Source organism: Leptolyngbya sp. FACHB-60, assembly GCF_014695775.1.
GTDB lineage: Bacteria > Cyanobacteriota > Cyanobacteriia > Phormidesmidales > Phormidesmidaceae > Nodosilinea.
In genome coordinates, this window is record NZ_JACJOX010000028.1 from 25381 (window position 1) to 38216 (window position 12836).

11 protein-coding genes are annotated in these 12836 nt (G+C 54.5%); 7 read left to right on the forward strand and 4 right to left on the reverse strand.

Translation table 11 applies throughout. The features are described from left to right. Positions 1-46 precede the first annotated feature (46 nt). The 4 genes from H6F57_RS11285 (at position 47) to H6F57_RS11300 (ending at position 2435) form a co-directional block, all read left to right on the forward strand. Positions 47-490, forward strand: coding sequence for a GNAT family N-acetyltransferase (locus tag H6F57_RS11285; protein ID WP_190629888.1), 444 nt, complete (start codon positions 47-49; stop codon positions 488-490). Positions 491-622: 132 nt separating this feature from the next. Continuing rightward, entirely contained in the window at positions 623-1114 is a 492-nt protein-coding gene (locus tag H6F57_RS11290; RefSeq protein ID WP_190629886.1) for a GNAT family N-acetyltransferase, read from the forward strand. Continuing rightward, positions 1115-1744: a transglutaminase family protein gene (locus H6F57_RS11295; protein WP_190629883.1), complete on the forward strand. Its 630-nt coding sequence runs from the start codon at positions 1115-1117 to the stop codon at positions 1742-1744. It abuts the gene before it with no gap. Positions 1745-1775: 31 nt separating this feature from the next. Then, a complete protein-coding gene (locus H6F57_RS11300; RefSeq protein WP_190629881.1) occupies positions 1776-2435 on the forward strand; it encodes a pyridoxamine 5'-phosphate oxidase family protein in 660 nt (219 codons plus the stop codon). A 65-nt stretch (positions 2436-2500) separates the two neighbouring features. Here H6F57_RS11300 and H6F57_RS11305 read toward each other — a convergent pair whose 3' ends face one another. Then, entirely contained in the window at positions 2501-3787 is a 1287-nt protein-coding gene (locus tag H6F57_RS11305) for a DUF3095 domain-containing protein (protein WP_190629880.1), read from the reverse strand. A 177-nt stretch (positions 3788-3964) separates the two neighbouring features. Continuing rightward, positions 3965-4114, reverse strand: a complete 150-nt coding sequence (locus H6F57_RS11310; RefSeq protein WP_190629879.1) for a hypothetical protein — start codon at positions 4112-4114, stop codon at positions 3965-3967. Positions 4115-4441: 327 nt separating this feature from the next. On the opposite strand from H6F57_RS11310, the gene H6F57_RS11315 reads away from it, so the two are divergent. The 3 genes from H6F57_RS11315 to H6F57_RS11325 all read left to right on the forward strand — a co-directional run bounded on the left by H6F57_RS11315 (position 4442) and on the right by H6F57_RS11325 (position 9165). Further along, a complete protein-coding gene (locus H6F57_RS11315; RefSeq protein WP_190629876.1) occupies positions 4442-5998 on the forward strand; it encodes a TolC family protein in 1557 nt (518 codons plus the stop codon). A 232-nt stretch (positions 5999-6230) separates the two neighbouring features. Next, positions 6231-6452: a hypothetical protein gene (locus tag H6F57_RS11320; protein ID WP_190629874.1), complete on the forward strand. Its 222-nt coding sequence runs from the start codon at positions 6231-6233 to the stop codon at positions 6450-6452. 115 nt (positions 6453-6567) lie between these two features. Continuing rightward, entirely contained in the window at positions 6568-9165 is a 2598-nt protein-coding gene (locus tag H6F57_RS11325; RefSeq protein ID WP_190629968.1) for a chloride channel protein, read from the forward strand. Between the two features lie 215 nt (positions 9166-9380). Here H6F57_RS11325 and H6F57_RS11330 read toward each other — a convergent pair whose 3' ends face one another. Together H6F57_RS11330 and H6F57_RS11335 are read right to left on the reverse strand one after the other, a co-directional pair. Further along, positions 9381-10043, reverse strand: coding sequence for a PTPA-CTERM sorting domain-containing protein (locus H6F57_RS11330; RefSeq protein WP_190629872.1), 663 nt, complete (start codon positions 10041-10043; stop codon positions 9381-9383). 521 nt (positions 10044-10564) lie between these two features. Then, complete coding sequence (locus tag H6F57_RS11335) at positions 10565-12748, reverse strand: tyrosine-protein kinase domain-containing protein (protein WP_190629870.1); 2184 nt, start codon at positions 12746-12748, stop codon at positions 10565-10567. Positions 12749-12836: the final 88 nt, after the last annotated feature.

A 12836-nucleotide genomic window follows, 5' to 3' on the forward strand; every position in this document is an offset into this window, starting at 1 on the left:
CTCCAATTTCACCTTTATTCTAAGCAAAGCTCTCAGAAGAGAAAAGATGGACGTTTTTCAAGCTAGGTTTGAGCATCTTGAAGCAGTAGCAAAACTGTTTGACCAATATCGAGTTTTTTACCAAGCCCCGTCAGACTTTGAGGCAGCAAAAACATTCATAAGCAAGTGTCTTCAGGAAAACAGCTCAACAATATTCGTAGTCTGCCATCACGATAAAATTATTGGATTTACGCAGCTTTATCCCACTTTTTCTTCCGTATCCATGAAGCGTGTTTGGGTTCTAAACGACTTGTTTGTAGAGGAAGCCTATAGAAATAGGGGAATGGCAGGTTTGTTGCTGAATGCAGCAGCAGAATTTGCGAAGACAACCGATGCCGCCCGCATTATTCTAGCGACGCAAGCCTCTAATACCCCGGCTCAGTCCCTTTATGAATCGCGGGGCTACTGTCGAGACGAAGCGTTTTATCACTACACATTGTCGCTGGCATGATTTGTGTCTCAAGCAATCCTATCTGACACCCCAAAAAACTGAGAAAAACTTTTGGGGGCTATTTGCAGACCTGTATATGAAATTTTAAACTGACCTTTTAAAACAACAGATCTTCTAACTATTCACAGCCCTATGTCGCTGCCAAGTCCTATCACTATTCGAGCTAGCAATACTACAGAAGATGCGGTGATTGCCGAGCATTTTTACCGTATGTGGCGCGATCTGGGGGTTTCTGAGGGCAATATTCAACCCAACTGGTTAGATATCTCCTTAGATTTTGTTCAAACAGCTCGGCATAACCTTGACTACCAGACTTTTGTGGCCATAGCTGAAGGCGCAATTGTGGGCTCAGTCAGTGGTCAGCGCTTTGCCGGGCTGTATCCCCCAATTTTGTTGCCCACCCATCGCCAGTACGGCTACATCTGGGGCGTCTATGTGGAGCCTGCCTATCGCAATCAGGGTGTGGCCACCCGCCTGACCCGACTGATGGTGGACTATCTCCGAGGCATTGGTTGCACCAAAATTGTGCTCAATGCGGCCCCCAAGGCGCGATCGCTCTACCAAAAGCTGGGCTTTAGCGAGAGCAACTTGATGGAGCTCAATCTCGTATCCCAGGAGGGTTAAATGTCGATTGCCTTACCGATTGCTCTGATTCCCGAGGCGGCCTGCCTTGTCGACTATCAACTACCATCGGCGTTAGTAGACAGTGAGCACCCGGCCATTGCCACCCTGGCGCGATCACTCACCGCAGCGACCCCTTCACCCATGGCGCAGGTCAAGATTGTCTACGAATGGGTGCGCGATCGCATCGCCCACACCTACGACATCCAGGCCGAACTTGTCACCTGCACCGCCTCCGAAGTGCTGGCCCAGGGCCACGGCTTCTGCTTTGCAAAAGCCCATCTGCTGGCCGCTCTGCTGCGCCACTGCGGCATTCCCACCGGGTTTTGCTACCAACGTCTCGTGTTTGACGATGCCCAGCCCACCCACCACACCCTGCACGGCCTTAACGCCGTCTACCTGAGCGAGCTAGACCGCTGGGTGCGGCTCGATGCGCGAGGCAATAAGCCTGGGGTGCAAGCCGATTTCAACGGCGATGACCACCGCGAACAGCTCGCCTTCCCCATCCGCCCCCACCTCGGCGAAGTTGACTACCCCACCATTTACGCCCAACCCCACCCTCTAGTCATCACCGCCCTACAAACCCACCCCACCGCCGCCAATCTAATTGCCCACTTACCCACTTCTCTATAGCTCATCCCCTTCACCCTTTTACCCAAGTCCCATGTCCCAAACTCCTCTCTCCCCCACCCCCCGCACCCAAGTCAAGTGCCTCCCTCAGCGAGCCAGCTACGATTGCTCCCAGGTTCATGCCATTCTCGACGAAGGGCTGGTCTGTCACCTAGGCTTTGTCGTCCAAGGGCAACCCTTTGTCATTCCCACCGCCTACGGTCGCATGGGCGATCGGGTCTACATCCACGGCTCCCCGGCCAGCCGCCTATTGACTACTCTGGAGCAGGGAGTGGAGGTCTGCCTCACCGTCACCCTGCTCGACGGGTTGGTAATGGCCCGTTCAGCGTTTCACCACTCCATGAACTACCGCTCGGTGGTGCTGTTTGGCACCGCCACCCGAGTGGATGATGCCGACGAAAAGCTAGCAGCGCTCAAAGCCTTTACCGACCACGTTGTGCCTGGCCGGTGGGATGAAGTGCGCCCACCCACCGCCCCAGAATTGGCGGGTACCCTGGTGCTGGCCCTGCCCATTGCCGAGGCCTCGGTTAAGGTGCGCAGCGGCCCACCCCTCGATGCCGCTGCCGACTATGCCCTGCCGGTCTGGGCGGGGGAAATTCCTCTGGCGGTCACCGCTGCCGCCGCCGTTACCGACCCCCAGTGCTCGCCAGAAGTTGCGATTCCCGACTATGCCCAGCGCTATCAGCGAGGATGATACATTGCTAAATTAGCTCTTGGCTGTGGGCAAGAATCGACGTGATTCTTGCCTATGATCACGGCCTAATCAATGGATGCTGCCTCACTCTTTTCCTGTGAGCCAAGATTTGAATTTTTTCCTTGGCTAGATAGCTTTTCGCGGAGCCCTACCATGCGGGTATAAGCTTGCCAGTTAGCTGCTTTGCGCCTTAGCTTTTCCTTGAGCGGCTTAGCCGCTAGAGTGTAGCCGCCATCAGCCCCATCGACAAAATGAACTTCATGCCCATTGCGCTCAAACACTAGACAGGTCATCAAAGCTCGATCTGAAACGTGTATGCCGTAGACGAGGTTGCCTTCACGCGATTGAGCATCGAGGTAGTCGGTCAGCTTTTCTCGCTGATTGGCATCACCTGAGATGATCATCCGCAACATGTCATCAAATTTCTTGTAGTCACTGGCAGACTGCACCACCTGCTTATACGCACCCCAGTTGATACCGCCAACTTTAAGGTTCAACCTCATATAGATCGAACCCAAAATGTTGTCTATCTTAAGGTTCCAGATATAGCGCCAGCGAGATAGCCAGTTGGAGGGCTGCGATCGCAGCTTGGCTTGGGGGAGCAGTTTCTCAGTTCTTAGAGATAGATTGAGATTTTGCAGCCCAACTGGGTGAAAGTCATCCTCAGTACCATAGATCTCCTGGATCTTCTCAAGCACGTCGTGATACAGGGCATTATTTGCCGCTGGGCTATGGGTGGTTGCTAGCACCAGCAGCGTTACCGTTTCCCCATGCCTGCTGGCGATATCCTGCCAGCGGCACTCTAACCCTGACAGGTTCGCTGGGGAAATCTCGACATCACTGATTTGATAGCGACTGGCCGTTTCAGAAGATTTCACTAATTCTGTTGCGTGGTTTAATCCTCCGCCGACGAAAACAGCTTGGTGATACTGCTCTGCTACCTTGAGCTTTGCCAGCTTCACCTCAAACCCTGCTTGGCTAGCCGTTGTCACTGGAACAATTCCGACCCGAAGCTCAAGGTTAAATTCTCTTTGGGCTAGCTGTTGTAGGGCTAGCAGAGGCGACTTTACCTTCTCTAATACGGTAGAGGGAACTAGAAGAGAAGCTCCATCGCCGCCAAACACATAGGGAACTTCAAGCGGTTTAACGGCATTGAGTACCGCTGCAATGGAAGAAGCGCCTAAGAGATTGACTTCCTTATAGCGTCCTGCCTCAATCGCCTCCGTAGAGCCTCTAACATCCGCGATGATTATGTACCAGTCGCTTGGTACTGGAAGCAGATTGTTGGCATCGATCGCACTGAGCAGGTTGTCTATCGCAGGTAAGTCAGCGTAGAAACGTTCTGTAGACATACTTGGGGGCCGCTGTAGCGTGAACAGAAGTTTTGGAAAAGCGCTCTGTTGGGTTGACTCGTTAAGTGTGCCCACTTATACAACAAGAACAACTCTATTCCCTTGCGCACAAGCATCTTGATCGCCAGGTTGCGTCGATGCAAGACAAATTCATTTGTGTAGCCTGTGGTCGTTAGTTTATCGACGCCTACAAACCCCACTGAGAGTACTCGGTTTGACGTTGGTCAGCACCAGGTTGCAGCGCCAGCGACCATCGCTCCAGAGCCCAACGGTTTCATAGAGCCGGGCTTCGCCACAGCAGCGGCCCCACTCGTCTGACCGCTGCATATCAGCACTGTCACCATCCAGGCCAGCGCTTTGAGGTGCCGCGGGTCGCGGCGATGGCTACATTAGTGCAATAACGGCAACATTTGATCATAACGATAGGTGTGGCTGGCATGGTACCGACCCGGAGATGATGCAAATTTTAGCGTCTCATGTCAGCTCACCTTTTTGGCCTCGTTGGGCGAGGCTTCAACTCTTTCAACCACTTTGTTAGGCAGTCTGGGGTTTGTGACCGTGTTTGAATCGTCGTGGTAGGTTGGCATAACGGCTGGTTAGGCATAGGTTCTATCCCGCTTCGTTAGAGCGTAGGTTGAGGAGGCGATTCAAGGCATGGCAACTTTACCAGTATTAGCTAGCCAGCACATCGCCTTAGTCTGGTTAGGAGTAGCCCTGTGGTTAGGTCACGATGGTGCAGTTGTTTCTCCAGCCCTAGCAGAATCGCAACCATTAATCGAGCTTCCCTCAGAATCTGACTTATTTTCACCGCGCGATGAAACGTCTGAGCTAGTCATTCTTACCCTACCCGACTTGCTTAACCTGACTCTAGAGGGCAACCGTGAGCTACGCAACCAGGCTCTAGGGCGTATTGTGCAGCGGCAGCAGCTCGCCGCCGCCGAGCAAACTTTTAACCCACGTTTAACGCCAACCCTGCGGGTTGATGCCACCCGCAGTCGCTTTGGTAACGGCGGTGATGCAGAGTCAATTCCGGGCTCGGTGCTGCTGGGGGGCAGTGACACCGACCTCGATCAACAAGTACGGCTCGACACTACCCTCACCACCCGCCTGGGCACCAGCTTTGAGCTGGGGCTAACGCCCTTCGAGGGCGGGCAATCCCTGCAATTTAGGGTCAGCCAACCCCTGCTGCGGGGCTTCGGCACCGCCGTCAACGAAGCCCCGCTCAACCAGGCCCACCTAGGCGAAACTCGTAACCAGCTGGCCTTGCGCAGTACCGTCATCGACACCCTGACCACTGCCATTCTCGGCTACAACAATCTGATCAACGCCCAAGCCCAGGTCGAGATTCAGACCCAGGCATTGGAGCGGCGGCAGCAGCAGCTCGACATTTTGCAGGCCCTCGTAAACGCTGGGCGGTTGGCTCCCATTGAGCTGTTTGACCCCGAGCGATCGCTAGCCGATGCCCAGCGCAGTCTAGTCGATGCCCAAAACCAGCTCGACCAGGCCAACAGCACCCTACTGAATCTAATTGGCACCGATCGCAACCTGCGCTTTGTTACATCGGTAGACACCATCACCGAGCTGTTTGCCGCCGCCGCTACCCAGTTGGCCACCTACCAGCCCGAAGCCCTGGTGACCCTGGCCCTAGCCCAACGCACCGACTACCAGCAGGCCCAGCTTCAGCGGCAGCAGCAGGAACTTGATCTGCTAGTGGCTCAAGATAACCTGCGCTGGCAGCTCGATGCCGTCGCCGACGGCACCCTGGGCGATGGCTCCCGTAGCGTTATGGGGCTAGTGGCCACCCGCACCTTTGGCGATCCCCAACCTGAAACCAATCGTCTGACTGGCGACATTACCCTACAACAGCAGGACAACACCCTAGCTCAGCTGCAAGACCAGATTCGCAACGATGTCATCGCCGGGCTCAATGAGGCTCAGGCTAGCTTGAGCCAGGTGGTCGCCGCAGAACGAGCTACCCTCAACGCTCGACGTCAGCTCGAAGCAGCCCAGGAGCAGTTTCGCCTAGGGCGGGGCAACATTACCCTGTTTCAGCTGATCAATCAAGAAGAGGCACTGGTGACGGCTGAAACTAACGAGCTGGAGGCCCGCATCGCCTTCCTCAACAGCGTTGCCCAGCTAGAGCAGACTGTGGGCATTACGTTCGATCTCTGGGCGACGGAGCTAGAGATTGCTCCTGAGTTGCAGGAGTAGGTAAGGAGATAACGCAAACGGCAGGTTTTTTCGTTTCACATCATTCCCCTTCAGCTTGGTGCCCAGCCAATATTTTCTATGGAATTGCCTTGCTAAGTCTTACAGAGCAGGGGGTTATCCCCTTAGAAGTAGCCGTTGCCGCTCAACTTCTGCCCCAAAAACCCATCGTGAGATAGACGGCCCTACGAGAAACATCCGTGAACATACTTAAATAACGAGTTCTCCTACCGCCATGCTAGACGTCATAAGTTCTACGGTTAGGCCGCTGCTGCTGGATGATCAAGTGCTGGAGGTAGCTTACCGACTCTATATGACTGCTCCCCAGGGTGGCTCTCCCGCCATCAGCCTCAAGCGGTTATCAGAAATGACTGGCAAAACGCCCCTAAAATGTCGCAACGCCATTGTGGAAGCCAATGGGTTGGGTCGCTTCCCCGACTGCGAGTTACATCCGTAGCAGTCCGATTAAAGGCTACACTTTGGGATAGTTAAGGGAAGACTGCACTGAGTTGGGTATTGCCCCTTTCTCTTGCTGTGGTTTACCGTATCCCTGTCATGATGCTGCCCCTGTGATGTTGTTAAAGCGCCTGGAACCCTTGCTGAGCCGCAAGCGGGTAGCCATTGTTGAGGCGTGTGTCATCGGGCTGGTGTCGGGGCTAGCGGCGGTGCTGCTCAAGCAGGGGGTCGAGCTGCTGACCTTGTGGCGTACCTCCACCACATTACCCTTATGGCTGGCGCTACCCACAATCGGTTTGGTGGGCGGCTGGCTGTCAGGCTGGTCGGTTGAACGACTGGCTCCGGAGGCGTCGGGTAGCGGCATTCCTCAAGTCAAAGCAGCGCTCGGTTTTGCCAAAATTCCGCTGAATCTGCGGGTAGCGCTGGTGAAGCTGGGCAGTACTCTCTTGGCGTTGGGGTCAGGCCTTTCTTTGGGACGGCAGGGGCCGACAGTGCAAATTGGTGCTGGCTTGGCAGCGGAACTCAGCCGCTGGGTGCCAACCTCGCCCGAATATCGGCGGCAGCTAATTTCTGCTGGTGCAGCTGCCGGTCTGGCCGCCGGTTTTAATGCTCCCATTGCTGGGGTGCTGTTTGTTGTCGAAGAGCTGCTGCAAGATTTTTCTGACCTGACCCTGGGAAGCGCTATTTTGGCGTCGTTTATTGGGGCGGTGGTGTCACGGCTGCTGGGGGGGCAGGGGCTGAATTTAACCATGGATGCCCGGCCGATTAGCCTATCGGTACACGACCTGCCCTTTTTGATCATTTTGGGGTTGATGGCCGGGCTGCTGGGGTCACTATTTCGGCGGGGCATTTTTGGCAGTTTGGCCTTCTTTCGCCAGTTTAAGCGGTTGGGATTGCCGGGGCGCATCGGCCTGGCGGGGCTGATTACGGGCCTAGCGGGGGTGTTTGTGCCGGTGGCGGCAATCGATAATACTGGGCTACAAGAATTTTTGGTGACGGGCTCAGCTGGGTGGCAGATGATTGCGATCGCATTTGTCGCCAAGTTTCTGCTAACGCTGCTGGCCTACGGCTCCGGGGCACCGGGGGGAATTTTTGCTCCCTCGCTGGTGCTGGGCGCGGCGTTAGGGTGTCTGGTGAGCTTTTTCGCTCAGAGCGTTTATACCGGCTTTGGGGCCTGGCCCCTACCGGCTGATTTAGCCACCACCACCACCTACGCGCTGACAGGCATGGGTGCGTTCTTTAGCGCGGTAACGGGGGTGCCGATTACCGCTATCGTCATCGTGTTTGAGATGACCGCCAACTTTAACCTGGTGCTACCTCTGATGATTGGCTCGGGGGTTGCCTACCTAATTGCCGATCGCGCCAACGACGGCTCCATCTACAACCGCCTGCTCGCCCTCCAAGGCATTCATCTAGAGCCGGTGCCCCAAGCCAACAACCCCTGGGGTCACCTTAAGGCCGCCGATTTAATGCAGCGTCGGGTCGAAACCCTCTCTAGCCAAATGAGCCTGACAGAAGTTGCGCAAGCCTTCTCGCGATCGCACCATCGCGGCTTTCCGGTGCTCGAAGACGGTCGCCTAGTAGGCATTGTCACCCAGAGCGACTTGAGCGATTCCACCACCCAGGGGCTAGACGACTACGCTGCCCTGGCCGATATTATGACTCCTCACCCGGTTACCGTGGCCCCCGATGCCACTCTGCCCCGAGTGCTGCATCTGCTCAACCGGCTCAAGCTCAGCCGCCTGCCCGTCACCCAAGGTAACAAGCTGGTGGGCATCATCACCCGCGCCGACATTATTCGCGCTGAGTGCGACCAGGTCAGCGGCGACCAGCTCAAACTCGGCCCCCAGGCCGAACCCTCCTACGTGGTGTTTCAGCAGCAGGCCCCCGCCACTGGCCAGGGACGGCTGTTGCTGCCCCTGGCCGACCCCCGCACCGCGCCAGATTTGATCAAGATCGCGGCGGCGATCGCCCATGGCCTGCACTACGAACTGGAATGTATCCATGTCGTCCCCGTGCCTCGCAGCATCGCCCCCGCCGAAGCCAAAGTCGATTTGCAGAAGGTAGAGCCCCTGCGCCAGCTCGCCCTTTCCTACGCCGAAAATAGCGGGCTGTCGGTGCATTTTCAGGTGCGGGCGGCCCACGAAATTGGCCGCACCCTGCTCGAAGTGATTAAAGAGCGCCACATCGACTTAGTGCTAATGGGCTGGCACCATCCCAATCTCACCCCCGGTCGGGTAATCAGCGGTGTCGTCGACACCCTGATTCGCCAGGCCCCCTGCCAGGTAGTGGTGGTGCGTCCCGGCCGCAACCTTACCTTTAACCATTGGTTAATTCCCACTGCGGGTGGCCCCAATGCCCAGAGCGCCCAAGCCCTGCTGCCCGGCCTGCTCACCCTAGGTAACTCCCCCGAGATTCAGCTCTGCACTATTTGCCACCCTGAAAAGGGCGAGTGCCTCACCCTCCAGCACCTCTCTGAAATGGCTAACGGCCTAGAAGAAACCCTGCGCCGCCCGGTGTATACCCAGGTGTTGACCCATCCCTCGGTCTCGGATGCGATCGTTGATATGGCGAATTTGTGTCACAGCGACGCCATACTGCTTGGCGCTTCCCGCGAAAATTTGCTTAGCCAGGTCATCAAGGGCAATGTGCCGCTAGAAATTGCCCAAAGCACTCACATCACCGTCATCCTGTTGCGTCAAGTTGAAGGCTAAACTCAGAAGCGACCTAAACCTTAGCTGCCAAACTGGCGTGTAGTCATTGCCTGTAGACTCCCGATAAAACCATTTTGACCATCGTAGCGACGGCCACAAAAAAGCCGCCTTTTAGGCGGCTCGAATTCGACACAAATCACGCTAGTGATTACCAGTAGCTAACGATACGGTTACCAGCGTTCATAGGAGGACTGGCAGCGTATTGTATTTGTGGCTTAAGTGTCTGCTTCTGCCGACTTCTCTTGCTTACGCCGTAGCGCAGCTACTCCCAGCCCAAGCAGACCGGGCAGCAGGACCGGGGTTGGAATTTCCTGGGTTGTGATGCTCACTCCGTAGGTACCCGAACCGTCCGGCACACCAGTAAACGAAAGGCTACCAAAGCCAGCGACTTCGCCGCTGGAATCGATAAACCGGCCGCTTAGGGGAGCCAAACCACCAATGGATACAAAACCCTTATTTTGGAATCGGGTTCTGACTAATTGTCCTGCGTCTAGAGCAAAGGTAAAGCCGTTACTCAATGTAAAGAAATTAGGAATTGCCGCAAAGCTGTATAGCCCTTGGGTAATTCCATCAGAAGGGTTGTTATCAAAGGGGTCTACTCGGTCAATCGTGAAGGACGAAATCAGCGAAGTAAGGGTTACTCCGGCAAAATCACCGGTCGTTGTTCCCAAATTTGGTGCTCCAAGGTTAAAGGTGTCGGTGCCAGGGTTGACGCCTGGATTAAACCCCGACAGCGAGTTGCTGAAGGAGATGCTGCCATATAGACTGGCTGCGTAGGCTTCATCTGCATTAAATACAGTTGCAACTGAACCCATTGCCACTGCGCCCGCAACGGCTAGGCTGAGCTTAGAAAGTGTTTTCATGGCTTCAATCCTCATCCAAATATAGAGGTTTAGTTCAAACTAACTTTGGGCAATGTAGCTGCGGTAGATGAAGAACTCGTGGCTATGCCCGAAGTATTAGAGATCCCTGATCCGAGGGGGCAGAGTATAAACCGATTGGTTGGAAGATGCAGTCCAGTGGAACGTTTTTGTCTTTTAATTTGGGTCTTCTATTAAACTCCGATAGTGGCCTTGAAATGGCCAGAGCAGGATAGAAACCGTTTGCAACTCTTAATTTGCTGTGGTAACTACACTTTAGGTAGATTCACGCCTGAAGCTTGAGAACTCATCCACTGTGTAGAATTTGGTAGATTCGTTTGAGATCTGCGTTGAAAGATGCACTTCATGCCCACCTTTCTAGACTAAATTACGCAGACAGAATTTGCTCTGGTTTACAATCCCAAGCCGCCTTTCTTTAAGGAATCAACAAAATGTGTAAAGCTTGTCTTTATCTGGAAACATTGCAACTCGGCCGCTCAGTAGATGCGTAAACTTATTTGAGTTCGAGTTCTTCAAGCTTAAACAGGTAGCAGTGACAGCTTAGAGGCAGCTTCTTTAGCGATTAAGCCAACTAAAGGAATCTTAGAGATCCAGAGTTTTTCAAGAGCCTGTTCTAGCTGGGCAGACTTCACCGTGCCCAGGTGCGACACTAACACCATGCCGCTGCTCTCAGCCGAGAGTAGGGCAGCATCAGCATATTCTGCAAAGGGAGGCGAATCGTAAATCACCAGGTCAAAGTAAGACTCGGTTCTGGTGACAAACTGCTTCATCTTTGCAGATGACAATAATCGAGCCGGATCAACGTCTGTGGTGCCAGTAGTCAACACAAATAGGTTGGGTTCAGTGGGCGATCGCTTAATCACATTCTTTAGATCTAACTCGCCGGCCAAAATGTTGGCAAAGCCCTGCTGATTAGGTAGCCCTAAAAAGTTGTGCAAATGCGGAAAGCGAAAATCGGCATCGATCAGCAACACTCGATTACCCAGTTCAGCAGCGGCCCAGGCCAAATAAGCGGCGGTGGTTGAGTCAGCCAGCTGGTTGTCAGCAGAGCTAATCACCAGCGACCTGAGCGGGCGATCGGCATCGAGCCGCTGCAGGTTGGCCACCAGCGATCGAAACGCCTCGCGATAGGCATAGAGATCTTCGATGGGCAAATCTCTCTTTTTAGGCCCTTGGCCATTCAGCATCTCATCGACGACCTGATACAGCGACAGCAAATGCTGCTCGTCATAACCGCGCTCAACTGCCCCATTGTGGGGAATCATCCCCAAAATCGGTACTGGCGTAACCCGCTTGAGATCGCGGGCGGTGTAGAGCACATCTTTTTGAGAATCGAGGGCGAGGGCCAAACCGACCCCGAGCAGCAGTCCGAGTAGCCCCCCTAGCACCAAATTGTTTGACAGATTAGCAACGTCGGTTGCCACCGTAGCAGGAGTAATCAGCTCCCAGGGTAGCTCGCGCTGAGCCGCTTCAATTTGAAGGGTTTCTTTGCGCTGGAGCAGCTGGCTTAGGCTAGCGTTAGCAATGGCCAACTCTCGATCTAGATCGGTAAACTCGCGGCTAACCCCAGCCAGCTGGCCTACGTCTACATTAAGGTCGGCCAGTGTAGACGAGAGGGCCGCCTCTCGGGCTGCCAGTACGTTAATTTGGCCCATTAGCTCTTGCTGGGCGTTAGCCCCTTCGCGGGCCATGAGTGCCAGCAGATTTTGGCGCTGCTCTTGTAGCACCTGCATATCGTCGCTGGTGCTGAGAAAGATTGTAGAAGCCTGGGCAATTTCGCTATCTAGGGCTAGTAGTTGCTCCACTAGAGCCTGATAACGGCTGTTGCTGCTGAGCACCGACGATACCGAGACATCCTGGGGTCGCTCGGTTAGCTGGCGTTCTAGCTCTTCGTAACGGGTCATGTTTTCTTCTAGCTCAACTAGCACCGCCCGATATTCGTTTTCAAAGGTAGCGATTTGCTCAGATAACTTGTCACCTTCAGCATCGGGGGTGATTAAATTCGAGCCCTGGCGCAAACTTTGTAGCTTGCCCTGGAGTTGGTCTACCCGTTTGTCAGCATCAGGTATTTTGTCTTCTAAGAATTTAAGCCCCTGCTGTAGGTCGCGCTGGCGCGAAGCCAGCCCGTAATCTAAAAAAGTTTGGGCAATTAAATTGGCTACATACTCCACATCCTGAGACGATGCCCCACGGTACGTTGCCCAAAAAATTCTTGAGTCTTTAGTCAGCTGAATGCTTAATCGGTCTTTGATCTGGCTGTAACAAAGACGGTTTAACTCTTCTTCGGACAAGCCAGTTGAGGCTGCCTGAGCTGGAGGCACACAGCCCTCTAAACCCTTGGCACGCAGATCGGCCACTACCGGTTGCAGCACCCCAGGGCTGGTTAAAATTTTGGTTTGGTCGGCTAGGGTTAGCTCTCTCTCCTGCTGATTCACAGGTACTTCAGACAGTGAGGAGATTACCTCAGTCTCAGCACTTTGGGGCTGGATTAAAATCTCAAAGGCGGCAGAGTAAGACGGAGGGCTGAGGTAGGCCCGCAGACCCGCTGCCCCGGTTAGGGCAGCGGTTATGCCAGCAATTAAAAGCAGTCTGCGCCTGAGAGTAGATAGCAAGCTGCCCAGATCTAGCCCTCCTTCTGAGCCGGAGTCGGCCCCCGCAGCTATAGGGAGCGTGGGCGAAGGTTGGAGAGTGTGAGCTTTCATCCCTGATTCCTAGATAAATAGTAGTGTGGGCGGTGAAGGGGTACTCCGGTAGCCAAACGTGCGCTCCGTGTTGAGCAAAGGGTAGAAT